Here is a 26,844-nt window from a genome sequence, read left to right as displayed (position 1 = left end):
CGCGGGGACTGGCAGGACCGCCGTCCCCAGGGTGACCGTCCGCAGCGCTCGCAGGGCGACTGGCGCGAGCGTCGTCCTGCCGGAGACCGGCCCACGCAGGACCGGCGACCGCCCGTGCCCGCTGGTCCGGAGATCCCCGAGTGGGCGGACCCGCGAGACCTGGACCCGGCGATTCGCGCTGCCCTCCGCGGCTTGGACCCGCGGAACTCCGCGACGGTGGCCGGCCACCTCGTGGTCGCCGGCACCCTGGTCGACGAGGACCCGGAGACCGCGCTCGCCCATGCCCGGGCGGCCCGCGACCGGGCCTCGCGCCTGGCCGTCGTGCGTGAAGCGGTGGGCGTCGCGGCTTACCACGCCGGGGACTACGCCGAGGCCGCCCGGGAGATCCGCGCCTACCGCCGCATGAGCGGGGACCAGGGCTACCGGGCGGTGCTGGCGGACTGCGAGCGGGCGCTCGGACGTCCTGAGGTCGCCATCCGCCTGGTGAACGAGGCACTCGCCGCGCCCGTCGACGACGAGGAGAGCGTGGAACTCCGCCTGGTCGAGGCCGGGGCCCGCCAGGACCTGGGCGAGGCGGCCGCTGCCCGCCTCGTCCTCGAGCGCGCCCTCGGTGGCCGTTCCGACCCCTCGGCCCTGGACGCCGGCGATCTGGGGAAGCTGCGGGTGGCCGCCGCCTACGCCGAGCTGCTGCGGGCCCAGGGCGAGGACGTAGAGGCCGACCGGTGGCTCGAGGCGATCGCGGCGATCGACCCGGAGCTGGCAGGTGAGGACCTGGGTGTGGAGTTCGCCGAGGTCGACCTGAGCGAGGGGCTTGGCGACCCGCTCGCCGGCGACGAAGCTTCCCAAGACACCGTGCCCGGTGGCGAACTCCCCGATGAGGAGTCCCCAGCAGCCGACGCCGAGGCCGACGAGGACGACAGCACCTGGACGATGAGCTTCGCCGCGGAAGTCGAGGCGGAGGTCGCCGAACTGCTCGGTGAGACCGGCGACGACGTCCCGGCCGGCGCGGGACCGAGCGAGACGGCGGACGACCAGCCGGAGCACTGACACGGACCGGATCGTCGGGCTCGTCCACACCCGCGATGGGCATCCACAGATCGGTCGGGCGGGTCACCGTGGCCGATCCCGGCGAGCAGGCTGCGGTCATGACCGTGGCTGTGATCGATCGCAACGACGTGGTCCTGCGGGGGCGGTTGTCCGCCCCCGCAGAACTGCGCACCCTGCCGAGCGGCGACGCGCTGGTGAGCTTCCGGTTGGTGGTGCGCCGGCCGGGGCCCAGCGTGCGCGGCCGGTCGGTGGACGTCCTCACCTGCATCACCTACGACCGGGGGCTGCAGCGTCGGGTCGCGGCCTGGCAACCGGGTGACGTCGTGGAGGTGGAAGGCGCGCTGCAGCGGCGCTTCTGGCGCACAGGCTCGGGCACCGCGTCGGTGTGCGAGGTCAACTGCCGGCGCGGACGCAAGATGCCGCGATCGGCCGCGCGGGCGGCGGGGGAGACGGCCTGAAGCGGTGCTCTGCCGCTCAGTCCGCGAGCGGTCGCAGCACCAGGCCCGTGCGCGGCTTCGGCACGAAGAGGGTCGACTTCCGCGGCATGCGGGCGCCGGCACGCGCGACCGCGGCCACGTCCGTGGGCGATGGCGCACGCAGCAGCACGGCGACGCCTGCGCGCTCCACCGCAGTTGCCAAGGCCTCTTCGAGCCCGTGAGCGATCACGACGGCGTCCACGGTGTCCGGTCGCGCCCACAGCACCTGCAGCAGCCCGTGGTGCGCGAGCACCACGTCCAGGTCGCGCCAGGCGGGCGGCTCCTCGGCCGGGACGGCGGCCCGGACCTCGGGAGCGGCGGCGGTGAGCCGGACCAGGCGGGCGCCGTCGCTGAGCAGCAGCCCCCGCTCGGCCGGGTCGCCGAGCCACGCCCTCGCGGCCGCGACGACCGCACCGGGGCCCGCCCCGTCGACCGGCACCCCGGCTGTGACGAAACCCCGGGCGGCGGCCACTACCGCGGCGTCGAAGGGAAGATCCGGCACCACGCGGTGGATCGGGTCGACCCGCAGGCCGCCAGGGCCCATCGGGGTGACCAGGGCGAGCACCGCGTCCGATCCCGCCGCACCGTCCTGCGTGCCGGCGTTGGCGCGCGCCGCCGCGAACCGGTGGTGCCCGTCGGCGATCACCGCGCGGGTGCGGGACAGCGCCTGCGTGGCCGCCTTGAGCGTCGCGACGTCGTCCACCCGCCACAACCGGTGCAGCACCCCGTCCCCGTCGCGCAGCTCCATCGTCGGGGCCGACCGCTGCACCCTTGCGCTCACCTCGGCCACGTCCGGCTCCGGATCGTGGGCGAGCACGATCGGCTCCAGGTCCGTGCGCGTCGCTGCGAGCAGCGCCCGGCGTCCTTCGACCGCTGCGGGGTAGGTGTCCTCGTGGGGCAGCACCGCGGCCGAGCCGGCAGGCGGCAGGGCGACCGCGCCCAGCCAGCCCACCGTGGCCGGCGCACCATCGGCGGGCTGCAGCTCGTAGAGCCACAGTGCGGCTGCGGCGTCCCGGACGAGCACCCCATCGGTGAGCCACGACCGCAGCGTGGTCGCGGCGAGATCGGCGGACGCGTCCGCGTCTCCCTGTCGCCCGTCGACCTGGGGCAGGATCAGGCGCACGATGTTGTGCGGGTCGGCGTCGGCCAGCCGAGCGCGGCCGGCCGGGGTCACCAGGTCGTAGGCTGGCGAGCTGACGCGGGCCAGGTGCCCGGGATCCCGGTTCCGGTAGGTCAGCGCCCGGAACGGCCGGACCTCCAGGCCCGGACCCGACCCGGGTGGCGTTCGGGGTCCCACCGACGACGAGAGCACGACGAGGATCGTAGGAGCGCCACCGTCGGTCGCCGTCGGTCGCTCCTCCCGGACCGGCGCACGGCGGTGCCCGGCAGTGGTCGAGGAAGGGGGCGGCGGTGCCAGCAGCAGGCGCACCGGAGGACCGCGGCGGAGGCCGCGAGGCGCCTGCCGGCGGCGTCTACGACTGGTACCACCGCGGCCTGGAACTGCTCGCCGACCGGCACCCCGACGCCGCGGCGACCCTCCTGGCCCGCGCGGCGGAGGCCGAACCGGGGTCGCGCAGCGTGCGTGAGGCGCTGGCCCGCGCCCAGTACGACGCCCACCGCTACCCGGAGGCGATCGAGAGCTTCACCCGCCTCATCGCCTCCGACCCCGCGGACGACTACGCGCGGTTCGGCCTCGGGCTGGCCGCCAGCCGCGCCGGCGACCTGGCCCTGGCCGCCGAGCAGCTGGCGCTCGCCGTCGCCATGCGGCCCGATCTCGCGCACTACGCGCGGGCGCTCCGCGAGGTCCGGGCCCGCCGGACGAGGGGATCCGCGTGACCAGCCAGGCCGGCCCCTCCGCGCTCCCGGCCCTGGCCGCCGGCTGCGCCCAGCCGCCGACACGGCGGTACGACGTGGCGTTGCTCGACCTCGACGGGGTCGTCTACGTCGGGCCCGACGCCGTCCCCGGAGTCCCCGCGGCGCTGGCCGGGGCCCGCGCCGAGGGGATGCGCCTCGGGTTCGTCACGAACAACGCCGCCCGCACGCCCGAGCAGGTGGCCGCGCACCTGACCGAGCTGCAGGTACCCGCCGGTCCCGGCGACGTGATCACCAGCTCGCAGGCGGCGGCGACCGTCGTGGCCGAGCTGCTCGGTGCCGGTGCGCGCGTCCTCCCGGTCGGCGGCCCGGGGGTCGCCGCCGCGCTGGAGGCGGCCGGTCTCACGGTGGTCGTGCGCGCGGAGGACGGGCCCGAGGCGGTCGTCCAGGGCTACGGACGGGAGGTGGGCTGGACCCAGCTGGCCGAGGCCGTCGTCGCCGTCCGCAACGGCGCCCGGCACGTCGCGACCAACACCGATGCCACGATCCCCTCGCCGCGCGGTCCGCTCCCCGGCAACGGCGCGATGGTCGCGGTGGTCCGGCAGGTCACGGGGCAGGAGCCGCTGGTCACGGGGAAGCCGGATCCGGCGATGCACGCCGAGTGCGTCCGCCGCACCGGTGCGGAACACCCCCTGGTGGTGGGCGACCGCCTGGACACCGACATCGAGGGCGCACGCCGCGCCGGAGCGGCCAGCCTGCTGGTCTTCTCCGGGGTGACCGATCCGGCCACGCTGGTCGCCGCCGGGCCGGATCACCGGCCCGATCTGCTCGCCGCCGACGCCTCCGGCCTCCTCCACCAGCACCCGGCGGTGACGGTGGACGGCCCGACCTGGCGGTGCGGCGGCTGGACGGTCCGGCAGGCGGAAGGCGGGGACGCGCTCGAGCTCCGCGGGCCCGATTCCGACCCGGCGAACACGGCCTCATCGCGCTCCGACGACCTCGACGGGCTGCGGGCGCTCTGCGTCGCGCACTGGGCCGCCCACCCCGGGGACGGAGCAGCGGTGCGGGTGCTCGCTCACGGAGCGGCGGCGACCGCGAGCGCCCTGGCCTGGGGTCTGCCGTCGGGCGGCGCGCGCTGACCCGCCGGGGCTCAGAGCAGCTTGCGCAACCGCAGAAGGTCCCGCAGGCCCGCCTCGAGCTTGACCCGCCCGCTGGCCCACGCCGGACCGAAGGAGAGCCGGCCGTCGGTGAGGGCCACCAGGTCGTCGCTGGTCATCGTCAGCCGGATGTCGGCCTTGGGCACGCCCGCGCCGTCGGGGACGGCGTGCAGGTTCCGCACCGATCCCGAGCTCAGCCGGCCGAGGACCACCTGCTCCAGGTCGGTCAGCCGGCAGGACAGGCTGCGGTCGAGCCCGGCCGCCGCGGGATTCGCGGCGAGGTCGCCGAGGATGCCCCTGAGGGCGGTCATGCACTGGTCCATGGTGGCCACGCGGAGCGGTCTCCCCTGGGATCGGCGGCGGGTGCGGTCGCCCGACGCTATCGCGAGGCTCCGTCCAGCCCGTCCACGTCGTGCCCGGCCGGTAACCTCCGCTGCAGACGCCGGCGCGTCCGCGAGCGCCCGTCCCGGCCTGCCCGACCCGTTCCCCCGAGAGGTGCTCCGTGACCGAGCCGACCGCCCCGCGACCGGTGCCCGGGCCGTACCGCCCGGGGCCTGCGCCGGTCGCCGTCCCCGGGGATCCGTCGACCGAGCCACGACCGGAGCGGGTCCCCGAGGCGCCGGCGGAGGACCGGACGACGCCCGCGGACGGCGGCGACGGCCGGCTGGACGGTCTCGACGAGCTGCCCGTGTCCGAGCACGTCGCCGTCTTCGAGGCCGAGCACGCGCGCCTGCAGCGCGAGCTCGGCACGATCGACCCGCGCTGATGGCCCGTCGCAGCCGGCTCGACGCCGAGCTCGTGCGCCGCGGCCTGGCCCGGTCGCGGGAGCACGCGGTGAGCCTCATCGCCGAGGGGCGGGTCGCCGTCGCGGGGCAGGCGGCCACCAAGCCGGCCACCGGCGTCGAGGCGGGCACCCCGGTGGTGGTGCGCACCGACCCGGACGAGCCCTCGTGGGTGTCGCGCGGCGCGCACAAGCTGTTGGGTGCGCTGGAGGCCTTCCCGGTGCCGGTCGAGCGGCGGCGGGCGCTGGACGCCGGGGCCTCCACCGGGGGATTCACCGAGGTGCTGCTGCGGCGCGGGGCGGCCGAGGTCGTCGCCGTCGACGTCGGGTACGGGGAGCTGGCCTGGTCGCTGCGCACCGACGACCGGGTGCAGGTGCACGAACGCACCAACGTCCGCACCCTGACCCCCGAGGCGATCGGTGGTCCGGCGGACCTCGTCGTCGCCGACCTCTCCTTCATCTCGCTGCGGCTGGTGCTGCCGGCGCTCACCGCCTGCGCCTCGCCCGACGCCGACCTGCTGCCGATGGTGAAGCCGCAGTTCGAGGTGGGCCGGGACCGGCTCGGCGCCGGCGGCGTGGTGCGCGATCCGGAGCACCGGGTGCACTCCGTCCTGGAGGTCGGGCGGGCGGCGCAGGCGCTGGGCTGGGGGACCGCCGGTGTGGTGGCCAGCCCGCTGCCGGGGCCGGCCGGCAACGTGGAGTTCTTCCTGTGGCTGCGGGCCGATGCCGCGCCGATCGAGGAGGACGCCGTCCGTCGAGCAGTCCAGGAGGGACCGCAGTGACCGAGCCGAGCACGGCAGCGACCGGTGAGCGGGGCCCCCGACGGGTCCTGCTCACGGTGCACACCGGACGGCGGGACATCGTCGAGCTGGCCCGCACCTCCGCGGCGCGGCTGCTCCGCGGTGGCATCGGGGTCAAGGTGCTCGAGGACGAGGCGCCCGACCTGGAGATCCCCGGCGCCGAGGTGGTGCCCTGCGACGAGGGCGCGGCGAAGGACGCCGAGATCGTCATGGTCTTCGGCGGGGACGGCACCTTCCTGCGCGCCGCGGAGCTGGCCCGGTACACCGACGCCGCGCTGATGGGGGTCAACCTGGGCCGCGTCGGCTTCCTCGCCGAGACCGAGCCCGAGGCGGTCGAGGAGACCCTGAGCGCCATCGAGGACTGCGAGTACTCGGTCGAGGAGCGGCTGGCGATCCGGGTCGACGTCGTCGACCGCGGCGGCATGGTCGTCAGCGGCACGTGGGCGCTCAACGAGATCTCCGTGGAGAAGGCGGAGCGCTCCCGGGTGCTCGACGTCGTCATCGCGATCGACGGGCGGCCGCTGACCAGCTTCGGCTGCGACGGCGTGCTCTGCGCGACCCCCACCGGGTCCACCGCCTACGCATTCTCCGCCGGCGGGCCGGTCGTCTGGCCCGACGTGGAGGCCCTGCTGCTGGTGCCCAGCAACGCCCACGCCCTCTTCGCCCGGCCGCTGGTGACCTCGCCCAACTCGGTGGTCACCGTCGCGGTCCCCGCCGACGGCAACCAGGCCCGCGTCTCGGCCGACGGGCGCCGCACTCTCGACGTCCCCGACGGCGGCCGCGTGGAGGTCCGCCGGGCGAGCCGGCCGGTGCGCATCGCGCGCGTGCACGCCGCCGCGTTCGGCGACCGTCTGGTGGCGAAGTTCGGGCTGCCCGTCCGCGGCTTCCGCGACGCCCGGCACGCCGGTCCGGGGCACGAGCTGTTCACCAGCCGCAACGTGCTCACCCGCGAGGTGGTCTCCGTCGACGACCCGGACCAGACGGCGCGGGAGGTGAGCGGTGGCAGCACGCACGACGACGCCTGAACGGACGGCGCCGACGACGGCGACCGGCCGGCTGTCGGAGCTGCGCATCCGCGGACTGGGGGCCATCGACGACGTCACCCTCGAGCTCGGCCGCGGCCTGACGGTGGTCACGGGGGAGACCGGCGCCGGCAAGACCATGGTGGTCACCGGGCTGACCCTGCTGTTCGGCGGTCGGGCCGACCCCGGCCGGGTCCGGGCCAACGGCCGCGCCGGGGTGGAGGGGCGGATGGAGCTGCCCCCGGAGTCGCCCGCCTGGGCGCGGGCGGCCGACGCCGGCGCCGATCCCGACGACGACGGCAGCCTCATCCTCGCCCGCACCGTCAGCGCCGAGGGCCGGTCGCGCGCCTACCTGGGCGGGCGCAGCGTCCCCGTCGGCGTCGTCGCCGAGCTCGCCGAGAGCCTGCTCGCGGTGCACGGCCAGACCGACCAGCTGCGGCTGTCCCGCCCCGCCGAGCAGCGCCGCGCGCTCGACCGGTACGCCGGTGCCGACCACCTAGCCCTCCTGGACCGCTACCGCGCCGCCCACCAGCGGTGGCGGGAGCTCGCCGCCGACCTGGACCGCCGGCGGGGGCAGGCCCGGGAGCTGGCGCAGGCCGCCGACGTGCTGCGGCACGGGCTGGAGGAGATCGCCGACGTCGCCCCCGAACCGGGTGAGGACGAGGCCCTGGACACCCAGGCCAAGCGGCTCAGCGACGCCGACGCGCTGCACGCCGCGGCCGACGAGGCGCGGATGGCCCTGGTCGGCGACGTGACCGGCGACCTGGGCGCCGGCGAGGTGCCGCAGGACGCCACCGCGGCGCTGGCCATCGCCGAGCGCGCCCTGGCCGGCTCCGACGACCCGACGCTGGTCATGCTCGCCCAGGATCTCGCGGACGCCGTCGCCGTGGTCTCCGACGTCGCGGGCCAGCTCGCCGGGTACGTGGCCGACCTCGACGCCGACCCCGCCCGCCTGGCGGAGGTGCTCGACCGCCGCGCCGCCCTGACGGGGCTCGTCCGCAAGTACGCCGACCCCGGTGCGGGCGTCGCGGGCGTGCTCGCCTGGGCCGAGGACGCCGCGCGCCGGCTCTCCGAGCTCGACGTCTCCGACGAGGCGCTCGAGGCGCTGGCGGCCGAGCGCGATGCCGCCCGCGCGGAGGTCGACCGCCTGGGCGCCGGGATCTCGGCGGGGCGGCGCGCGGCCGCGGAGGGTTTCGCCACCGAGGTCGGGGACGAGCTGGCGGGCCTGGCGATGAAGAGCGCCCAGGTCTCCTTCAGCATCAACAGCCACCCCGACGACCCGGGCCCCGAGGGCATCGACGAGGTCGCGCTGCTGCTGGCCGCCCACCCGGGTGCGCCGCCGCGGCCGGTCCACAAGGGGGCCTCCGGCGGTGAGCTCTCCCGCGTCATGCTCGCCATCGAGGTCGTCTTCGCCGGCGCCGACCCGGTGCCGGTCATGGTCTTCGACGAGGTCGACGCCGGGGTCGGCGGCCAGGCCGCGGGGGAGATCGGGCGGCGGCTGGCCCGGCTGGCCCGCGACCACCAGGTCGTCGTCGTCACCCACCTCGCCCAGGTCGCCGCCTTCGCGGACACCCACCTGGTCGTCGACAAGGCGCCGGACACCGGCGCCGGGGTCACCGCCACCGACATCCGCTCGGTCGACGGCGAGGACCGCGTGCGGGAGCTGGCCCGGATGCTCTCCGGCCTCGCCGACAGCGACACCGGGCAGGCGCACGCGCGGGAGCTGCTCGCCGTGGCGGCCGCCGCCCGTTGACCGGCGTTCCCCGGAGCGGGTGAGCGGGGGAGTGCCGCGCCACCCACCGGGGTAGGGCGCGTCGGTGACGTGCTTCTCCTCGACCGACGAGTCCGCGCACTACGGCTTCTCGGTGTGCATGCTGCTCAGCCAGTACCGGGACCAGCTCGGATGGGCCGAGGAGGGGGTCGACGAACTCGGGACCGGTGACGCCACGGCCGTCTCCGACGTCGTCCGCGCGCTGCCCTGCCTCCGGGTGCGCAGCTACGACATCAGCGCCCCGTCGGTGGAGCAGGCCCGCGCCAACATCGCTGGGCGGGGCGTCGCCGAGCGGTACACCGTCGAGCTCGGCGACTTCTTCGACCAGGCCGACTCCGCGGGAGGCAGCCCGGCCCGGACCGTGATCTCCAACCCGCCGTACATCCCCGCGCCCGACCGCGACATCCTGATGCCCGAGCTGTGGGGCGGGGTGCGCGGCAACGACCTGGTGCTGCAGCTGCTCAAGGTCGGCTACACCGACGTGATCACCGCCGTCGCCAGCTACTCCGACCCCGAGACGACGGTGCGCACGGCCGAGGAGCTCGGCTACCGGGTGGCCAACTTCCTGGCCATGGGGCTGGACTACGGCCCCTACAGCAGCGAGCCCAAGGTCCGCGAGCACATCCGCCGGCTCTGCGCGGACGGGCACGGCTGGGCCGGCGACGACGGCTACATGGTCGCCATCGCGCTGTTCACCCGCGACCAGGCGCTCCCCGGCGACCGCGGCGACCAGTTGCTGCGTTCTTTGCAGATCACTCCGTGATCTGGACCGCGGCCAGGAGCCGTGCGATGACATGGTGATCCTCCGGATCACACCGCGGCCAGGTGCCGTGCTCCGGTTGCGCTGAGCCGTTTCCGGCCCTTCTCGGGGACCCTTCGGGCCCCGCTCGGCGGGCCGCCTCGCGGGGCGGCTCCCCACCCCTCCTCGGGAGGCCCTCCGGGCCCCCGCTCGGAGGGGTGGTCACCTCCGCTTGGCGTAGCCGGCGAGGCCGAACTGCAGCAGGGCCAGGCCGCGCCGGCCCTGGTGGCGCAGCTCGGCCGCCAGCTCGGGGCCGCTCACCCCGGCGAGGACCCGGTCGCGCGCGAGCTCCAGCAACGAGGCGTACAGGCCCAGCACGGCGTGCGCGGCCAGCCACGGCTCGATCTGGCCCGGCCGCGCCGCGGTCTCCTCGGCGATAAGGTCGGCCAGCGAGGTGGTGAGCTCGCCCAGGATCTCCCGCTCGCGCACCTGCAGCGTGCGGCTGCCCCGGATCACCCGCGCCATGCGGGCCACCCCGTCGGCGGCCTCGGGCGTGCCCAGCAGGCTCACCGCGGCGACGACGAAGCTCCCGGCGGCCGCGGCCACCGACTCACCGGCCGGCCGCCGGCGCACCGCGTCCAGCAGAGCCGCGCGCATCGGCGGGTCGGCGTCGAAGACGAGCCCCTCCTTGACCGGGAAGTGGTTGAAGACGGTCTTCTCCACCACACCGGCGCGCTGGGCGATCTCCACCACGCTGACCGCGTCGAACCCCCGCGCGTCGAACAGGTCCGTGGCGGCGTCGACGATGCGCGCCCGGGTCTGCTGCCGGCGGTGCTCGCGGATGCCCTGTCCCCGCGGCTTCCGGCGACCGCGGGGCCGGTCCTCGGCGTCCCCCTCGGCGGGTTGCCCCCGCGGGGGAGCGGGCGGCGCGACCGGCTCGGGCGCCGGCACGGCCCGGATCACCGCCGCACCGGCAGGCGCGGGAGCGCTCTCCTCGACCTGCGGGAGGGACGCTGCGGTCGTCAGGGCTCCGGCCACTCCAGTCACACGCGCAACGCTAGTCACGACTCGGTAACGGTTCCGCGCAAGCGGCCGACCCGGCGCGCCCGGCGTGTCGGGCGGAGGTGGTGTCGGACACGTTGCGTGACCAGGGGGTTGCCGAGGCGCGTCGGAGGATCGGCCCGACCGCCGATCGTGGCAGCATGCGATGTCATGCGCATCGGCACCGTTCGCCGCGGCCGGGCTCAGGAGGCGGGTCCCGGCACCGCCGGCACCGTCCGCCTGGACCGGCGCACCAAGAACCTGACGAAGCGGTTGCGCCCCGGCGACATCGCCGTCATCGACCACGTCGACATCGACCGCGTGAGCGCCGACGCGCTGGTGGGCTGCAAGGTCGCCGCCGTGGTCAACGCCGCGCCCAGCATCTCCGGCCGCTACCCGAACCTGGGCCCGGAGATCCTGATCAACGCCGGCATCCCCCTGCTCGACGACGTCGGCAAGGACGTCTTCGCGAAGGTCAAGGAAGGCGCCGGGGTCCGCGTCGAGGACGGCCGCCTGCTCGACGCCGAGGGCACGGTCCTCGCGGAGGGCACCGAGCACGACGCCGACACCGTCGCCGCCGCGATGGCCGACGCGAAGGCCGGCCTCTCGGTGCAGTTGGAGGCGTTCGCCGCCAACACCATGGAGTACATGAAGCGCGAGCGCGCGCTCCTGCTCGACGGCGTCGGCGTCCCGGACGTGACGACGACGATCGAGGGCCGGCACGTGCTCGTGGTCGTCCGCGGCTACGACTACAAGGAGGACCTGCACGCCCTCCGCTCCTACATCCGCGACTACCGCCCGGTCCTCATCGGCGTGGACGGCGGCGCCGACGCGCTGGTCGAGGCGGGCTACTCGCCGGACATGATCATCGGCGACATGGACTCGGTCAGCGACGACGTGCTGCGCTCCGGCGCCGAGGTGGTCGTGCACGCCTACGCCGACGGCCGCGCCCCCGGGCTGGCCCGCGTGCAGGATCTCGGCGTCGACGCCATCACCTTCCCCGCGGCCGCCACCAGCGAGGACATCGCGATGCTCCTGGCCGACGAGAAGGGCGCCACGCTCATCGTCGCCGTCGGCACGCACGCCACGCTCGTGGAGTTCCTGGACAAGGGGCGCGGGGGCATGGCGTCGACGTTCCTCACCCGCCTGCGGCTGGGCGGCAAGCTGGTCGACGCCAAGGGCGTCAGCCGGCTCTACCGCAGCCGCATCTCGACGACCGCACTCGTGGTCCTGGTGATCGCCGCCTTCGTCGCGATCGGGTCGGCGCTGGCCCTGTCCGCGGCCGGGCGCGTCTACCTGGACCTGCTGCTCGACCAATGGAACAGCTTCATGTTCTGGCTGGAGAACCTCTTCGCGTGATCGACTTCCGTTACCACCTGGTTTCTCTGATCGCGGTCTTCCTCGCGGTCGCCCTGGGCATCGTCATCGGGACGACGGCGCTCAACGAGCCGATCCTCGCCGACATCGAGAACCAGGTGGCCGACCTCGAGCAGGACAAGCGGGACCTCGAGGACCGCACGCAGGAGCTCGAGGCGCAGCTGGACACCTCCGCGGAGTTCGAGGAGGCCGTGGACGACGCGCTGGTCCAGGGCACGCTCACCGACCGCTCGGTGCTCCTCGTCCCGACCAACGACACCGTCACCCCCGAGACGGTCGAAGCGGTCACCGCCCTCATCGGCGAGGCGGGCGGGTCGGTCAGCGGTGTGGTGCGGCTCCAGCCGGAGTACACCGACCCGGCCACCGGGGCCGCGCTGCAGAGCTTCGTGACCGGCCCGGGACGGCCGGCCGGCCTGCAGCTGCCCGAGAGCGGTGACACCGGCGTCCTGGTGGGCTCGCTGCTGGCGCAGGTGCTCATGATCCCGCCGGACGGGCCGGCGCCCGACACCGCCGCGGTCTCCTCCGTGCTGGCCGGCCTGGCCTCCCTGGACGTGCTCGTCCCCGAGGGCGCCTCGGTCACGCCCGCCGACCACGCAGTGCTGCTCACCGGCAGCGGGTTCACCGGTGACGACGCCGACGCCCGCAACGCCGCCCTGATCGCGCTGGCCAGCGCCCTGGACCAGCAGGGCCGGGGCGCGGTGATCGCCGGCGACGCCCCGTCGGCCCGCCCCAACGGGCTGATCGGCGCCGTGCGCGCGGACCCGGCGCTCGCCTCCGCCATCTCCACGGTCGACAACGTCGGCACCGTCGTCGGCCGGATCAGCACCGTGCTCGCGCTCGGGCAGGAGTCGCAGGGCACCTCGGGCATGTACGGGACCGGCGAGGACACCCAGCCGGTGCCGCCGCTGCCCGCCGCCGCCCAGTGAGCGCGGGGCGCACCGCGCTGCTCGCCGTCGCCGGAGCCGGGGCGGCCCGCGGCGCCCTGTCGGTGGCCGCCCGGTTGGCGGCCCGCCCCGCCGGTGAGCCGTGGCGGCGCACCAACTACGCCGGCCGCCCGGTCAGCCTCCTCGGCGGGCCGGCGCTCGCGGCCGCTGCGACGGCGTCCGCCGCGCTCGGTGCTCCACCCGGCACCCGGGCCGCCGCGGTGGTGGTCGGTGCCGCGTCCGGCCTCGTCGGCGGCTACGACGACCTCGCCGGCGCCCGGCCGGAGCAGGCCCGGGACAAGGGGCTCGCCGGTCACCTGCGGGCGCTGCGGGAGGGCCGGGTGTCCGCCGGCGCGGTGAAGGTCGCCGGGATCGGGGCCGCCGCCGCGACGGCGGCCCTGCTGACCCGCGGGAGCGGCCGCGGCGCCGGTGCGCTCGTCGACGGCGTGCTCACCACCGGTCTCGTGGCCGGGACGGCGAACCTGCTCAACCTGCTCGACCTGCGGCCGGGGCGCGCGGCCAAGGTGGGCGTCCTGGCCGCAGCCGCCGGCCTCGGCGGGCCCGCCGGGAGGCTGGCCGCCGGGCCGCTCGGGGCAACTCTCGCGGTGCTGCCCGAGGATCTCGGCGAGCGGGTCATGCTCGGTGACAGCGGGGCCAACGCCCTCGGCGCGCTGCTGGGGCTGCGGCTCGCCGCCGTCGGCTCGCGCGCGGTCCGGGCCGGCGCGCTGGTCGCGGTCAGCGGCCTCACCCTCGCCAGCGAGCGGGTCAGCTTCACCCGCGTCATCGAGGCCACGCCGGGCCTGCGCGAACTGGACCGCCTCGGCCGCCGTCCCTCGTGACCGGGCGGCAGGTGGCCCGCGGGGTGGCCGGTGCCGCCGCGCTGATCGCGGTGCTCACCGTCCTGTCCCGGCTGGGCGGGTTCGGCCGCACGCTGGTCTTCACCAACACGGTCGGCCCCGGCAGCACCGGCGACACCTACCTCGCGGCCAACAACGTGCCGAACATCGTCTTCGAGGTCGTCGCCGGCGGTGCGCTGGCCAGCCTCGTCGTCCCCATGCTCGCCGGCGGCATCGCCGCCGGGGACCGCGAGCAGGTGCGGCGCACGGCGTCGGCCCTGCTCGGCTGGACCCTGCTGCTGCTCGTGCCCCTGGCGGTGCTGGTGGCGTTGCTGGCCGAGCCGATCGCGCGGCTGCTGCTCGGCGCGGAGGACCCCGAGCAGGTGGAGCTCGCCGCCCGCTTCCTGCTGGTCTTCGCGCCGCAGGTGGTCCTCTACGGCATCGGCATCGTCCTCACCGGCGTGCTGCAGGCCCACCGGCGCTTCGCCGGCCCGGCGCTCGCGCCGCTGCTGTCCAGCGTCGTCGTGGCGGCGGCCTACCTGGCGTTCGCCGCCATGGGCGGCGGGCAGGAGGTGGCGGGGTTGTCCACGCCCGCCGAGCTCGTGCTCGGCGTGGGGACGACGCTCGGCGTGGTGGCGCTCAGCCTGAGCCTTCTCGTGCCGCTGCGGGGGCTGCGGCTGGGGCTGCGACCGGCGTTGCGCTTCCCGGTCGGCGCCGCCCCGCGGGTCCGCCGGCTCGCCCTCGCCGGCGTCCTCACCCTCGCCGGCCAGCAGCTGGTGGCCGCGGTCGCCATCCGGCTGGCCAACAGCGGGGCGCCCGAAGGGACCCAGGTCGTGTACGTCGCCGGCCTGACCGTCTTCCTCCTGCCGTGGGCGGCGCTCGCCGTGCCCCTGGCCACCTCCGCCTACCCCGGTCTGGCCGAGCGCGCCGAGGTCGGTGACGAGACCGGCTACCGCCGCGCGCTGGCGCCGGTCGTCCTGCTCACCGTCGCCGCCTCCGCCGTCGCCACCGCGGCGCTGGTCGCCGCGGCCGGCCCGGTGGCGCGGGTGTTCTTCGCCGGCGGCACCGATCGCGAGGTGGCGGCGCTGCGGGACACGGTGGTGGCCTTCGCGCCCGGCCTGCTCGGCTATGCGCTGGTGGCCGTCCTCACCCGTGCGCTCTACGCCCGCGGGCTGTGGAAGGCACCGACCGTGTGCGTCCTCGGCGGCTGGCTGCTCGCCGTCGCCGCCGACGTCGTCCTGGCCGCGGCGCTGCCCTCGGCGGACCGGGCGGCGGCGCTGGCCCTCGGCCACACGCTCGGGGTGACCGTCGCCGGTGCCGGGCTGGTGGTGGTGGTGCTGCGGGTGGCGGGCCGGCCGGCGCTGCACGGGCTGTCCCGGGGCGGCCCGGCCGCGGTGGGGGCGGCGGTCCTGGCGGGCGGGGCAGGGCTGTGGCTGGCTCGCGTCCTCGGTGCGGACCCCGTGCCCGACGGGGTGTTGGCCGCGCTGGGCGCCGGCGTCGTCGTCGGGGGCGCCGTGCTGGTCGTGGCGCTGGCCGTCATGATGGGCACGGCCCGGGCGCAGCTGGTGGGGGCGCTCCGGGAGTTGCGGTCGACGGGCGAGCAGGAGGTGCGCAGTGGCTGAGACGCCCCTGCGGGACCGCTGCATCACCGAGGTGCTGGCCACCAGCACCGGAGGCGTGGGCACCCACGTCCGCTCCCTCGTGGCGCCGCTGCGGGCATCGGGCGCCGACGTCGCGGTCTGCGGCCCGGCCGCCACGGACGCGCTGTTCGACTTCACCGGCCGCGGCGCCCGGTTCGCCCCCGTGGAGATCTCCGCCGGGCTGGCCCCGGCCGCGGACGCCCGCGCCGTGCAGGCGCTCCGCCGCGCGCTGACCGGCAGCGACCTGGTGCACGCCCACGGCCTGCGCGCCGGGCTGGTCGCCGCGGCGGCGCGCCGGCTCGCCGGCGGCTCGGTGCCGCTGGTCCTCACCCTGCACAACGCCCTCCCCGAGGGCGGGGGGCTGCGGCGCCGGGTGCTGGAGCGCGCCGAGCGGGCCACCGTGCGCGCCGCCGACGTGGTCCTCGCCGCCTCGGCCGACCTCGCCGAGAACGCCCGGCGGCTGGGCGCCCGCGACGTGCGGGTGGCACCGGTCTCCGCGCCGCCGCTGTCCGCGGCCACGCGCGCCCCGGCGGAGGTCCGCGCCGGCCTCGGCCTCGACGACGACCGTGCGCTGGTCGTCGCCGTGGGCCGCCTGCACCCGCAGAAGGGCTACGACGTCCTGCTCGACGCGGTCGCCCGCTGGTCGGCCGACGAGCGAGTGCGCCCGGTGCCCTCCGTCGTCGTCGCCGGCGACGGGCCGCTGCACGACGAGCTGGCCCGGCGCATCCGCGCCGAGGCGCTGCCGGTCACGCTGCTGGGCCGCCGGGACGACGTCGCCGACCTGCTGGGCGCCGCCGATCTCTGCGTGCTCCCCTCGCGCTGGGAGGCGCGGTCGCTCACCGCGCAGGAGGCCCTCCGCGCCGGGGTGCCCCTGGTGGCCACCCGCACCGGCGGGCTGCCGGAGCTGCTCGGCGACGCCGCCGAGCTCGTCCCGGTCGGGGACGCCGTGGCCTTCGCCGAGGCCGTGGTGCGGGTGCTCTGCGACAGCGCGCACGCCGCGGACCTCGTCGCGGCCGGGCTGCGGCAGGCCGCCGGCTGGCCCGACGAGGCGGGCACCGCCGCGCAGCTGGTCGGGATCTACCGGGAGCTGCTCGGCACGCCACCGGCCCGGCCGGCGACATGAGCGGGCCGGCCGCGCGGGGGAGCCGCTGCGCAGCGGCGCTCGTGGCCCTGGTCCTGCTGCTGCTGGTCGGTCTCCCGTCCACCGCGGGGGCGGCGGCCGGTGCGGAGGGTCACGCCGCCGACCGCGTCGTCGTCGTGGGAGTGCCGGGGCTCACCTGGGCCGACGTGGACCCCGCGTCGACGCCGCAGCTGTGGGCGCTGGCGGAGGAGTCGGCGATCGGGGCGACGTCGGTGCGCGCCGCCCGCTCCACCAGCTGCCTGCTGGACGGCTGGGCCACGCTGGGGGCCGGCAACCGGGCCCGGTTCCCGGGCACCGACGAGGGGCTGCCCCCGGTGCCCCTGCCCACCCTGCCCGACCCCGAGGCCCCCGGCGGGGACACTGCTCCCGAGGAGGAGGCGCCCGAGGAACCCCGGCTGGACACCTCCCTCACCCGCTGCGGTCTCCAGGAGCGGGTGGCGGCGGTGGCGCTGGGCGACCCGCAGGCCACCGTCGCCCGGACCGCCGAGGACGAGGGCACCGTGCGCTTCGGCGCGGAGCCCGGCGCGCTGGGCGAGGCCGTCGGCTGCGCCTCGGTGTCCGGCCGGGCCGCCGCCCTGGCGGTGGCCGCGGACGGGGTGCCCCTCACCACGGTGCCCGCGCTGCCGGCGGACCCCGCCGAGCTGGTGGAGCTGCTGACCGCCTGCCCGCTGACCCTGGTCTCCCTCGACCAGCTCGCCGACGCCGGCGCGCCCGGTGCCGAGCCGACCGACGACGGCACCCGGCCCGAGCCGCGGGCCTCCGCGCTGACCCGGATCGACGACGCGCTGGGCCGGCTGCGCGCGGGCCTCGACGCGCTGCCCGGCGACACCCTGCTCCTGCTGGCCGGCATCTCGGAGGTCAACGACGGCCGGCCGCAGCTGCACGTCGGCATGGCCGCGGGGCCCGGGTTCGACGTGGGCTGGCTGACCTCGGCGAGCACGGGCCGGGTGCCGTTCGTGCAGCTCATCGACGTCGCCCCGACCGTGCTGCGCGCACTGGGCCTCGACCCGCCGGCGTCGATGAACGGCCAGCCGTGGCGCAGCACGGGGGAGCGGCCGCCGCTGCCCGAGGCCGTGGCCGAGCTGGAGCGGGTCAACGTCGCGGCGATCACCCACTACCGCAACACCGGGGTCTTCTTCTGGACCTTCGTGGTCGTCGGCGCGGCCGTCGTCGGGCTGGGCGTGCTGGTGGTGGGCAGCGGACGGCGGGGCGCCCGCCCGGGCAGCTGGCCGCCGATCCGGCGGGCGCTGCGCCTGCTCTGCCTCGCCGCCGCCGCGCTGCCCGTGGCCACCTTCCTGGCGGGGGCGGTGCCGTGGGAGCGGGCCCCGGCGCCGCTGGCCGCCCTGGTCACCGCCGTGGTCGTCGCCGACCTGGGAGTGCTCGCGGTCGCCGCCCTGGGCCCCTGGCGGCGGCGCCGGCTCGGCCCCGCGCTGGCGGTCCTCGCCCTCACCCTGGTCACCCTCGTCGGTGACGTGCTCACCGGCTCGGCGCTCGAGCTGAACGGGCCGCTGGGGTACGACGCGATCGTCGCCGGGCGGTTCACCGGCTACGGGAACCTCACCTTCGGGCTGCTGTCGGTGAGCGCGCTGACCGTCACCGCGGCGCTGGCCGCGACCGCCGGGCGCCGGTTCCCGGCCGGGCGGGCACGCCGCCGCACCGCCGCCGTGGTGCTGGGGGCCGGGCTGCTGACCGTCGCCGTCATCGGGGCCCCGCCGCTGGGCCGCGACTTCGGCGGTGTCCTCGCGGCCCTGCCCGGGTTCCTGCTGCTGGCGATGCTGCTCGCGCGCGTGCGGGTCACCGTCGTCCGGCTCGGGGCGATCCTCGCCGCGGCGGTGGTCGCCGTCAGCACGGTCGCGGTGCTGGACTGGATCCGCCCGCCGACGGAGCGCACCCACCTGGGCAGGTTCGTCGAGCAGGTGCTCACCGGTGAGGCGTGGACCGTCGTCAGCCGGAAGGCGCAGGCCAACATCGGCATCCTCCTGGGCAGCCCGCTGGCCTGGATGCTGCCGGTCGCGCTGGTCGCCGCCGTCTGGCTGCTGCGGCCCGGCGGTCCGCTGCGCAGCGTGCCGGCGGGGCCGGGGCGCGCACCGCGGGGCCCGGCCGGCCTGCCGCTCGAGGACGCCGCCGTGCTGCGCGCCGCGCTGGTGTCGGTCGCGCTGAGCCTGACGATCGGGGCGGTGGTCAACGACTCCGGCGTCGCCCTGCCCGCGACCGCGGCGGCCCTGCTGGTGCCGCTGCTGGTGTGGCTGGCGGTCGGGCCGGACCCCGGCTCCACCGGGGCGGGCGAGTCCGCGGGTGGCGCTCCGCACTCCGGCCGGGCCGACGGCCCCGACCGTGTTACGGTCGTCTCCCGTGGATCGACCGTCGGGAACACGTGATCACTCGGGTAGCAGCCTCCTGCTCCACAACAACCAGCCGACGAAGTTCGTCTTCGTCACCGGCGGGGTCGTCTCCTCGCTCGGCAAGGGGCTGACCGCCAGCTCGCTCGGCACGTTGCTGGCCAGCCGTGGCCTCCGCGTCACGATGCAGAAGCTCGACCCCTACCTCAACGTGGATCCGGGCACGATGAACCCGTTCCAGCACGGCGAGGTGTTCGTCACCGAGGACGGCGCGGAGACCGACCTGGACATCGGTCACTACGAGCGCTTCCTCGACACCGACCTCTCCGGCCGGGCGAACGTCACGACCGGGCAGGTCTACTCCGACGTGATCGCCAAGGAGCGGCGCGGGGAGTACCTCGGCGACACCGTGCAGGTCATCCCGCACATCACCAACGAGATCAAGGCGCGCATCCTCGCCGGCGCCGACTCCGCCGAGCGGGTGGACGTCGTCATCACCGAGATCGGCGGCACCGTCGGCGACATCGAGTCGCTGCCCTTCCTCGAGGCCGCCCGGCAGGTGCGCCACGAGATCGGCCGGGACAACTGCTTCTTCCTGCACATCTCGCTGATCCCGTTCATCGCCCCCTCGGGCGAGCTGAAGACCAAGCCGACGCAGCACTCGGTCGCCGCCCTGCGCAGCATCGGCATCCAGCCCGACGCGCTGGTGTGCCGGTCGGACCGGGACATCAACGAGGGCCTCAAGCGCAAGATCAGCCTGATGTGCGACACCGACGCCGAGGGGGTCATCTCCTGCCCCGACGCGCCGTCGATCTACGACATCCCGAAGGTGCTGCACCGCGAGGGCCTGGACGCCTACGTCGTCCGCCGGCTGGGCCTGCCCTTCCGCGACGTCGACTGGACGGTGTGGGGCGACCTGCTCGACCGGGTCCACGCGCCCAAGCAGACCGTCACGATCGCGCTCGTCGGCAAGTACATCGACCTGCCCGATGCCTACCTGTCGGTCACCGAGGCGCTGCGCGCGGGCGGTTTCGCCCACCGCAGCCGGGTGCAGATCCGCTGGGTGCCCTCGGACGACTGCGAGACGCCCGAGGGCGCGGAGAAGGCGCTGGCCGGCGTCGACGGCGTCTGCATCCCCGGCGGCTTCGGGGTGCGCGGCATCGAGGGCAAGCTCGGTGCCATCCGGCACACCCGCACCAACGGCATCCCGACCCTGGGGCTGTGCCTGGGGCTGCAGTGCATGGTCATCGAGACCGCCCGCAACCTGGCCGGCATCGCGGGCGCGAACTCCACCGAGTTCGACCCCGAGACCCCGGACCCGGTCATCTCCACCATGGCCACCCAGCTCGACGTCGTCGCGGGCCGGGGCGACATGGGCGGGACCATGCGCCTGGGCAGCTACCCGGCCAGCCTGCAGCACGGCTCGGTGGTGGCCGCCGCGTACGGATTGACCGAGATCACTGAGCGGCACCGGCACCGGTACGAGGTCGCCAACGCCTACCGCGACCGCCTCACCGAGGCCGGCCTGGTCTTCTCCGGCACCTCGCCCGACGGCACGCTGGTGGAGTTCGCCGAGCTGCCCCGCGAGGCGCACCCGTTCTTCGTCGGCACCCAGGCCCACCCGGAGCTGAAGAGCCGCCCCACCCGGCCGCACCCGCTGTTCGCGGCGTTCGTGCGGGCCGCCGTGGAGTACCAGGAGTCCGCGCGGCTCCCGGTGCCGGTCGACGAGGCGGAGAAGGTCGGCATCTGATGGGCGCAGGGGAGCCGGACGCCCACGAGTACCACGTCCTGGCCTCCGAGCCGGTGTACGAGGGCCGGGTCATCAGCCTGGTCAAGGACACCGTGGCGATGCCGGGCGGCGGGGACAGCGTCCGCGAGGTGGTCCACCACCCGGGGGCGGTGGCGGTCGTGGCCCTCACCGACGCCGAGGAGGTCGTCCTCCTGCGGCAGTACCGGCACCCTGTCGGCGGCTACCTGTGGGAGCTGCCGGCCGGGCTGCGGGACGCCGACGGCGAGCCGCCGCTGGAGACGGCCAAGCGGGAGCTCGCCGAGGAGGTGCGGCTCTCGGCGGCCCGCTGGTCGCTGCTGACGACGCACTACAGCTCGCCCGGTTTCTGCGACGAGCAGGTGCTGGTGTACCTGGCCGAGGAGCTCACCGGCGTCGACCGCCCCGAGGGCTTCACCGTGGAGCACGAGGAGCTGGACATGACCGTGGAGCGGGTGCCGCTGGCCGACGCGGTCCAGCGGGTGTTCGACGGCGGCATCCGCAACGTCGCGGCCGTCGTCGGGCTGCTGGCCGCCGCCCAGGTGCGGGCCGCCGGCCCGCGGCTGCGCCCCGCCGACGCCGGCTGACGCGCCGGGGGTTCCCGTTCACCGCGGGCCGGCGTATCGGCCGGTGAGCTCGGCACCGATCCGCGTCAGCTCGGCGCGGACCGGCGCCGGCTCGAGGACCTCGACGTCGGCGCCCCAGCCGGCGAGCGTCCGGGCGATGTCCAACGCGGTCGGGGCGGCCAGGCGGACGCGCACCCGCCCGTCCCCGTGCTCCCCGTCGGTCGCGCAGTGCCGGCCGAACTGGTCCTGCAGGATCCGGACGTGGCGGGCGTCGACCAGCACGGTCGCCCAGGTGCGAGAGCGCCGCTGCTCCACCTCGCCGACGACCTCCCGCCAGGCCGTCGCGAGGGCGAAGTCGTCGGGTCGCTCGGCCGGCTCGCCGGTCGGCTCGGCGTGGTCGATGCGGTCCACCCGGAAGGTGCGCTGCCCGCGGTCGGTCCCCGCGACCAGGTACCAGACCTCGTCCTTGTCGACGAGGCCCCACGGGTCGACCAGCCGCTCCGACCGCCGCCGGGCGCCGTCCACGTAGGTCAGGCGGACCTTCTCCCGGCCGACGACGGCGGTCTGCAGCAGGTCGACGACGGCGGGGCGCGCACGGTCCCGCTCACCCCACCGCGTGGGGTCGCTCATCGTCGCCCGTGCGGCCGTCTCCGCGTCGGCGCGGAAGGTCTGCGGCAGCGCCCCGACCAGCTTGCGCAGCGCCGTCCGCGCCTCGTCGGAGACCGGGGCCGCCGGCCCGACGAGGAGGAACAGGGCGCGGGCCTCCCGCGCCGAGAGGCCGGTGAGGTCGGTCCGGGCGCCGCCGACCAGCGACCAGCCCCCGCCCCGTCCGGGCTGCGGGTACACCGGGATACCGGCGGTGGAGAGGGCCTCGAGATCGCGGCGGGCGGTCGCCACGGAGACCTCGAGCTCCCGCGCCAGCTCGGCCGCGGTCACCCGTCCCCGTGCCTGCATCAGCAGCAGCACGGCGACCAGGCGGTCAGCGCGCACGGGACCTCCGATCTCCGTCGTCGGAAGTGCTCACTAGGTGAGCACTTTAGGGCCGAGCATGGGTGCACGACCGATCCGAGAGAGGACATCCCGATGCTGCGAGGCCTCACCACCGTCACCTACTTCGCCGACGACGTCCCGGCCGCTGTGCGCTGGTACGCCGAGGTCGCCGGCGCCGAGCCGTACTTCGTGCGTCCCGAAGAGGGGCCGCCGGCCTACGTCGAGTTCCGGCTCGGCGACCTGCAGGCCGAACTCGGGATCCTCGACCGCCGGTACGCGCCTGCGGCGCCGGGTCCGGCCGGCGGCGGCGTGGTCGTCTACTGGGCCGTCGACGACGCCCGGGCCGCCTTCGAGCGGTTGCTGTCCCTGGGCGCGACGGTGCACCAGGAGCCGATCGAGCGGGGCCCCGGCTACGTCACCGCATCGGTGGTCGACCCCTTCGGGAACGTGCTCGGTGTGATGGCCAACCGGCACTACCTCGACATGGTCGAGGGCCGCCCCTCGGCGTGACGGATCGCGTGGTGGAGCCCGGTCGCGCGCCGGTCAGCCCGGCAGCCGGAGGCCGAGCCGGTCGAGCTCCACGGCGGCCAGGGCGCGCACTGCGGCCGGGTCCCCCGCCTGCCAGGCCGCCCCCGTGCCGGCCGGCAGCGCGGCGAGCCGGGGGAGCGGTGCGTTCGCCAGCGCCCGGGCGGCGAGGACGTGGAGGTCCGGCGTGCCCGCCAGCAGGGTGCGGGTCGCGCCGGCCTCGCGGGCGTAGCGAAGCCGCCAGGGCAGCCAGCGCAGCAGCATCCAGCCCACGGGCAGCAGGACGAGGACGACGGCGAGGATCGTCGCCAGCGTGCCGACGGCGTCCTGCGCCGACTGCCCGGCGCCCCGCACCGAGCCGCTCGCACCCGAGAGGGCGTCGAACGGCGCGGCCAGCTCCCCACCGACCAGCGGCACGCCCTCGGCCGCCGACGCAGCCGAGTCCATGGAGCCGGCGACCGACCGGCCGAGGTCCTCGACCGCCCGGCCCGGGCCGGCGAGCAGCAGGACGGCGCCGTGCGCGGCCCGGGCCACCAGCACCCAGACCACCGTCCACGCCAGGAAACCCAGGTCGGCGGCCAACTGGCGCGCCCGGAGGGCGGGGTGCTCGGCGTAGAAGCGCATGGGGTGGCGTCCTCCGGGAGGGGCGGGCGGGCCCCGCCATCGTCGGCCGGTCGGCCGGTCACGGCAGCCCGGCGCCGGTCGCGACGGCGGGGATGGAGGGTCACGAAACGGCTTCCGGCCCGGGACGGGAGGGGATGGCGTGCCTACACTCCGCGGCGAGGCCCGCCCCGACCGGGCGGTCCACGACGTGGTGGGCCGGCCCGTCACCCTCGGGAGCGGCCGCCGGGACCAGGAGAGCCAGCGATGCGGGTCGGAGTTCCCCGAGAGGTCAAGAACCGGGAGTACCGGGTGGCGCTCACGCCGGCCGGCGTGACGGAGCTGACGCGCGCCGGGCACGAGGTGCTGGTGGAGCAGGGCGCGGGGGAGGGCTCCTCCATCCCCGACGCCGACTTCACCGCCGCCGGTGCCCGCATCGTCGCCGAGGCCGACGACGTGTGGGCCGACGCCGACCTGCTGCTGAAGGTCAAGGAGCCGATCGCCGAGGAGTACGGCCGCCTCCGCGCCGACCAGACGCTGTTCACCTACCTGCACCTGGCGGCGTCCAAGGAGTGCACCGACGCGCTGGTCACCTCCGGGACGACGGCGATCGCCTACGAGACCGTGCAGAAGGCCGACGGCACGCTGCCCCTGCTGGCCCCCATGTCGGAGGTGGCCGGGCGGATGGCGCCGCAGGTGGGCGCGCACTGCCTGGAGCGGGCGCACGGCGGGCGCGGGGTGCTGCTCGGCGGGGTCTCCGGGGTCTACGCCGCCAAGGTCGTGGTGATCGGCGCCGGCGTCTCGGGCATGAACGCGGCGGCGATCGCCCTCGGCATGCAGGCCGAGGTCGTCGTCATGGACCGCGACATCGACAAGCTGCGGGCTGCCGACCGGATCTACCAGGGGCACCTGCAGACCGTGGCCTCCAACGCCTACGAGGTCGAGCGCGCCGTGCTGGACGCCGACCTGGTGATCGGCGCCGTGCTGGTGGCCGGGGCCAAGGCGCCCGTGCTGGTCAGCAACGAGCTGGTGTCCCGGATGAAGCCGGGGTCGGTGCTGGTGGACATCGCCGTCGACCAGGGCGGCTGCTTCGAGGACACCCGGCCGACCACGCACGACGACCCGACCTTCCGCGTGCACGGGTCGGTCTTCTACTGCGTGGCCAACATGCCCGGCGCGGTGCCCAACACCTCCACGCACGCGCTCACCAACGTCACGCTGCCCTACGTCATGGCGCTGGCCGCCGAGGGCACGGCCGCCGCCGTCGACCGCGACCCGGCGCTCGCCCACGGGGTGAACGTCGTCTCGGGCAGCGTCGTGCTGCCCGAGGTCGCCGAGGCCCACGGCATGGCCGCGGTCCCGCTCCAGGAGGTGCTCCGCTGACCAGCACGCTGTCCGCAGGCCCCGACGTCGACCGGGTCGTCACCGGCTACCTGGACCACCTCACCGTGGAACGGGGGCTGGCGGCCAACACCATCGCCTCCTACCGCCGCGACCTCCGCCGCTACTGCGAGTACCTGGCGGCGGCCGGGGTCCGCGGCGTGCGGGAGGTGGCGGAGTCCGACGTCGCCGGTTTCCTCGCCGCGCTGCGCCGGGGCGACGACGACCACCCGCCGCTGTCGGCGACCTCGGCCGCCCGCGCGGTGGTGGCGGTGCGCGGGCTGCACCGGTTCGCGCTCCTGGACGGCCTGGTGCCCGATGACGTCGCCCACGAGGTGCGGCCGCCCACCCCGGCGCGGCGCCTGCCCAAGGCGGTGCCGGTGGAGTCGGTCGTCGCGCTGATCGAGGCGGCCGGCTCGCTGGAGGGGCCGCGCGGGCTGCGCGACCGGGCGCTGCTGGAGGTGCTGTACGGCACCGGGGCCCGCATCTCCGAAGCGGTCGGGCTGGCCGTCGACGACCTCGACCGCGGGCAGAGCACCGTGCGGCTGGCGGGCAAGGGCGGCAAGGAGCGCGTCGTCCCGGTCGGCAGCTACGCCCTGCGGGCCGTCGAGGAGTACCTCGTGCGGGCGCGGCCGGCGCTGGCCGCGAACGGCCGCGCGGGGGTGCGGGGCGGCGCGCTCTTCCTCAACGTGCGCGGCGGCCCGCTGTCCCGGCAGAGCGCCTGGTCGATCCTCCGGACGGCGGCCGAACGCGCCGGGCTGAACGGGGAGATCTCGCCGCACACCCTGCGGCACTGCTTCGCCACCCACCTGCTCGACGGCGGCGCCGACGTGCGCGTGGTGCAGGAACTGCTCGGCCACGCCTCGGTGACGACCACCCAGGTCTACACGCTGGTCACTGTGGAGCGTCTGCGCGAGGTCTACGCGACCAGCCACCCGCGCGCGCTGACCTGACATCCGGAGCCCGCTCAGTTTGTCAGTGGTTGCGTCTGGCTCGGCTTGAGCGGTCACACTGGTTGGCATTCGTCGCCATGTCGACACGTCGACGGCGTGCCGCCTTGGGAACCTTCCTCCATCTCCCTAGCGTCCTCATCACCCGAGCGGACAGGACGGCTGGCCGCACCCGGAACGTCCGGACGGGCACCGAGCTGGAGGCGACAACCCATGGCGATCCGAGCGGACGCGGCCTCTGCCGTCGCGCGCCCGCACGACACCGACCCCGAGATGGGGGCGGCCGCGCTGCGACAGGACCCGGCCCGGGCGCGCCAGCGGCGCCTCCCGGACCCCAAGCCCCTGACCGAGCACGGGCCCGCCCGCGTCATCGCGATGTGCAACCAGAAGGGGGGGGTCGGCAAGACGACGTCCACCATCAACCTCGGTGCTGCGCTGGTGGAGTTCGGCCGCAAGGTGCTGCTCGTCGACCTCGACCCGCAGGGGGCGCTGTCGGTGGGGCTGGGCGTGCCGGCCCAGAACCTGGACCGGACGATCTACAACGCCCTCATGGAGCGGCAGACCAGCCTGCGCGACGTGCGGGTGGCCACCGACATCCCGGGCCTGGACCTGGTGCCGAGCAACATCGACCTCTCCGCGGCCGAGGTGCAGCTGGTCAGCGAGGTCGCGCGGGAGCAGACGCTGCTGCGCGTGCTGGCCGACGTCGTCGACGAGTACGACTACATCCTCATCGACTGCCAGCCCTCGCTCGGCCTGCTCACGGTCAACGCGCTCACCGCCGCCCAGGGCGTGGTGATCCCGCTGGAGTGCGAGTTCTTCTCCCTGCGCGGGGTGGCCCTGCTCGTCGACACGATCGACAAGGTCAAGGAGCGGCTCAACCCGTCGCTGGAGATCAACGGCATCCTCGCGACCATGTACGACTCCCGGACCGTGCACTGCCGGGAGGTGTTCAGCCGCGTCGTCGAGGCGTTCGGCGACACCGTGTTCCGGACCGTCATCCAGCGCACCGTGCGGTTCCCGGAGACCACCGTCGCCGGCCAGCCGATCACCACGTGGGCACCCACGTCGACGGGCGCCTCGGCGTACCGCGACCTCGCCAAGGAGGTGCTGGCACTGTGATCGAGCGTGCGAGATCACGCATGGGCGCAGCGACTCGGGTCATGCTG

26 protein-coding genes are annotated in these 26,844 nt (G+C 75.9%); 21 read left to right on the top strand and 5 right to left on the bottom strand.

What is annotated here, in order from left to right; all coding sequences use genetic code 11:
• Positions 1-114: 114 nt before the first annotated feature.
• Both BMW62_RS16160 and BMW62_RS16155 read left to right on the top strand, forming a co-directional pair.
• On the top strand, positions 115-1,047 hold the full coding sequence (locus tag BMW62_RS16160; RefSeq protein WP_170852426.1) for a tetratricopeptide repeat protein: 933 nt from the start codon (positions 115-117) through the stop codon (positions 1,045-1,047).
• A 98-nt stretch (positions 1,048-1,145) separates the two neighbouring features.
• Positions 1,146-1,505 (top strand): single-stranded DNA-binding protein, encoded by a 360-nt coding sequence (locus BMW62_RS16155; protein WP_091932858.1) that lies wholly within the window; start codon positions 1,146-1,148, stop codon positions 1,503-1,505.
• 16 nt (positions 1,506-1,521) lie between these two features.
• Here BMW62_RS16155 and BMW62_RS16150 read toward each other — a convergent pair whose 3' ends face one another.
• Positions 1,522-2,820, bottom strand: coding sequence for a DUF1015 family protein (locus tag BMW62_RS16150; protein WP_244524092.1), 1,299 nt, complete (start codon positions 2,818-2,820; stop codon positions 1,522-1,524).
• A 113-nt stretch (positions 2,821-2,933) separates the two neighbouring features.
• Between BMW62_RS16150 and BMW62_RS16145 the strand changes: the two genes are divergently transcribed.
• Complete coding sequence (locus BMW62_RS16145; RefSeq protein ID WP_091932805.1) at positions 2,934-3,359, top strand: tetratricopeptide repeat protein; 426 nt, start codon at positions 2,934-2,936, stop codon at positions 3,357-3,359.
• Complete coding sequence (locus BMW62_RS16140) at positions 3,356-4,474, top strand: HAD-IIA family hydrolase (RefSeq protein WP_091932802.1); 1,119 nt, start codon at positions 3,356-3,358, stop codon at positions 4,472-4,474. The genes BMW62_RS16145 and BMW62_RS16140 overlap by 4 nt, the downstream gene beginning before the upstream one ends.
• Before the next feature lie 11 nt (positions 4,475-4,485).
• Here BMW62_RS16140 and BMW62_RS16135 read toward each other — a convergent pair whose 3' ends face one another.
• The gene (locus tag BMW62_RS16135) at positions 4,486-4,803 is read right to left on the bottom strand and encodes an alkyl sulfatase C-terminal domain-containing protein (protein ID WP_244524086.1); all 318 of its coding nucleotides are present in this window, start codon (positions 4,801-4,803) and stop codon (positions 4,486-4,488) included.
• 191 nt (positions 4,804-4,994) lie between these two features.
• On the opposite strand from BMW62_RS16135, the gene BMW62_RS16130 reads away from it, so the two are divergent.
• The 5 genes from BMW62_RS16130 (at position 4,995) to BMW62_RS16110 (ending at position 9,629) form a co-directional block, all read left to right on the top strand.
• Positions 4,995-5,258 (top strand): hypothetical protein, encoded by a 264-nt coding sequence (locus BMW62_RS16130; protein WP_211435158.1) that lies wholly within the window; start codon positions 4,995-4,997, stop codon positions 5,256-5,258.
• The gene (locus tag BMW62_RS16125; RefSeq protein ID WP_091932797.1) at positions 5,258-6,055 is read left to right on the top strand and encodes a TlyA family RNA methyltransferase; all 798 of its coding nucleotides are present in this window, start codon (positions 5,258-5,260) and stop codon (positions 6,053-6,055) included. The genes BMW62_RS16130 and BMW62_RS16125 overlap by 1 nt, the downstream gene beginning before the upstream one ends.
• On the top strand, positions 6,052-7,098 hold the full coding sequence (locus BMW62_RS16120) for an NAD kinase (protein ID WP_091932794.1): 1,047 nt from the start codon (positions 6,052-6,054) through the stop codon (positions 7,096-7,098). Before BMW62_RS16125 ends, BMW62_RS16120 begins: the two co-directional genes overlap by 4 nt.
• Positions 7,073-8,848 (top strand): DNA repair protein RecN, encoded by a 1,776-nt coding sequence (recN, locus tag BMW62_RS16115; RefSeq protein WP_091932792.1) that lies wholly within the window; start codon positions 7,073-7,075, stop codon positions 8,846-8,848. The genes BMW62_RS16120 and recN overlap by 26 nt, the downstream gene beginning before the upstream one ends.
• Before the next feature lie 64 nt (positions 8,849-8,912).
• A complete protein-coding gene (locus BMW62_RS16110; protein ID WP_091932789.1) occupies positions 8,913-9,629 on the top strand; it encodes a class I SAM-dependent methyltransferase in 717 nt (238 codons plus the stop codon).
• A gap of 198 nt (positions 9,630-9,827) precedes the next feature.
• Here BMW62_RS16110 and BMW62_RS16105 read toward each other — a convergent pair whose 3' ends face one another.
• Positions 9,828-10,652, bottom strand: coding sequence for a TetR/AcrR family transcriptional regulator (locus tag BMW62_RS16105; protein WP_091932786.1), 825 nt, complete (start codon positions 10,650-10,652; stop codon positions 9,828-9,830).
• Positions 10,653-10,817: 165 nt separating this feature from the next.
• On the opposite strand from BMW62_RS16105, the gene steA reads away from it, so the two are divergent.
• The 8 genes from steA to BMW62_RS16065 are packed head-to-tail and all read left to right on the top strand — an operon-like array spanning position 10,818 to position 21,254.
• Positions 10,818-12,005 (top strand): putative cytokinetic ring protein SteA, encoded by a 1,188-nt coding sequence (gene steA / locus BMW62_RS16100; RefSeq protein WP_091932784.1) that lies wholly within the window; start codon positions 10,818-10,820, stop codon positions 12,003-12,005.
• Complete coding sequence (locus BMW62_RS16095; protein WP_091932781.1) at positions 12,002-12,949, top strand: copper transporter; 948 nt, start codon at positions 12,002-12,004, stop codon at positions 12,947-12,949. Before steA ends, BMW62_RS16095 begins: the two co-directional genes overlap by 4 nt.
• Complete coding sequence (locus BMW62_RS16090; protein ID WP_091932779.1) at positions 12,946-13,785, top strand: hypothetical protein; 840 nt, start codon at positions 12,946-12,948, stop codon at positions 13,783-13,785. Before BMW62_RS16095 ends, BMW62_RS16090 begins: the two co-directional genes overlap by 4 nt.
• Positions 13,782-15,404, top strand: coding sequence for a murein biosynthesis integral membrane protein MurJ (locus BMW62_RS16085; RefSeq protein WP_091932776.1), 1,623 nt, complete (start codon positions 13,782-13,784; stop codon positions 15,402-15,404). Before BMW62_RS16090 ends, BMW62_RS16085 begins: the two co-directional genes overlap by 4 nt.
• Positions 15,397-16,545 (top strand): glycosyltransferase family 4 protein, encoded by a 1,149-nt coding sequence (locus tag BMW62_RS16080; RefSeq protein ID WP_091932773.1) that lies wholly within the window; start codon positions 15,397-15,399, stop codon positions 16,543-16,545. The genes BMW62_RS16085 and BMW62_RS16080 overlap by 8 nt, the downstream gene beginning before the upstream one ends.
• On the top strand, positions 16,542-18,941 hold the full coding sequence (locus tag BMW62_RS16075) for an alkaline phosphatase family protein (RefSeq protein WP_091932770.1): 2,400 nt from the start codon (positions 16,542-16,544) through the stop codon (positions 18,939-18,941). The genes BMW62_RS16080 and BMW62_RS16075 overlap by 4 nt, the downstream gene beginning before the upstream one ends.
• Before the next feature lie 19 nt (positions 18,942-18,960).
• Positions 18,961-20,652 carry a CTP synthase gene (locus BMW62_RS16070; protein ID WP_091932849.1) on the top strand — a complete coding sequence of 564 codons (1,692 nt, stop codon included), beginning with the start codon at positions 18,961-18,963 and terminating at the stop codon, positions 20,650-20,652.
• On the top strand, positions 20,652-21,254 hold the full coding sequence (locus tag BMW62_RS16065; protein ID WP_091932767.1) for an NUDIX domain-containing protein: 603 nt from the start codon (positions 20,652-20,654) through the stop codon (positions 21,252-21,254). Before BMW62_RS16070 ends, BMW62_RS16065 begins: the two co-directional genes overlap by 1 nt.
• A gap of 18 nt (positions 21,255-21,272) precedes the next feature.
• Here the strand turns inward: BMW62_RS16065 and BMW62_RS16060 are convergent, their stop codons facing one another.
• Positions 21,273-22,223, bottom strand: coding sequence for a helix-turn-helix transcriptional regulator (locus BMW62_RS16060; protein ID WP_091932765.1), 951 nt, complete (start codon positions 22,221-22,223; stop codon positions 21,273-21,275).
• A gap of 93 nt (positions 22,224-22,316) precedes the next feature.
• On the opposite strand from BMW62_RS16060, the gene BMW62_RS16055 reads away from it, so the two are divergent.
• Complete coding sequence (locus tag BMW62_RS16055) at positions 22,317-22,733, top strand: VOC family protein (RefSeq protein ID WP_091932762.1); 417 nt, start codon at positions 22,317-22,319, stop codon at positions 22,731-22,733.
• Between the two features lie 33 nt (positions 22,734-22,766).
• Here BMW62_RS16055 and BMW62_RS16050 read toward each other — a convergent pair whose 3' ends face one another.
• Entirely contained in the window at positions 22,767-23,372 is a 606-nt protein-coding gene (locus BMW62_RS16050) for a hypothetical protein (RefSeq protein WP_091932760.1), read from the bottom strand.
• A gap of 243 nt (positions 23,373-23,615) precedes the next feature.
• On the opposite strand from BMW62_RS16050, the gene ald reads away from it, so the two are divergent.
• From ald to BMW62_RS16035, 3 genes are all read left to right on the top strand, one after another.
• On the top strand, positions 23,616-24,731 hold the full coding sequence (gene ald / locus BMW62_RS16045) for an alanine dehydrogenase (RefSeq protein ID WP_091932758.1): 1,116 nt from the start codon (positions 23,616-23,618) through the stop codon (positions 24,729-24,731).
• On the top strand, positions 24,728-25,681 hold the full coding sequence (xerD, locus tag BMW62_RS16040) for a site-specific tyrosine recombinase XerD (RefSeq protein WP_348271467.1): 954 nt from the start codon (positions 24,728-24,730) through the stop codon (positions 25,679-25,681). The genes ald and xerD overlap by 4 nt, the downstream gene beginning before the upstream one ends.
• 210 nt (positions 25,682-25,891) lie before the next feature.
• Complete coding sequence (locus BMW62_RS16035; protein WP_091932755.1) at positions 25,892-26,797, top strand: ParA family protein; 906 nt, start codon at positions 25,892-25,894, stop codon at positions 26,795-26,797.
• Positions 26,798-26,844 lie beyond the last annotated feature (47 nt).

The organism is Blastococcus sp. DSM 46786, from assembly GCF_900109665.1.
Taxonomy (GTDB): domain Bacteria; phylum Actinomycetota; class Actinomycetes; order Mycobacteriales; family Geodermatophilaceae; genus Blastococcus; species Blastococcus carthaginiensis.
Note: the sequence above shows the minus strand (reverse complement) of the source record. Positions and strands in the feature narration are given on the sequence as shown.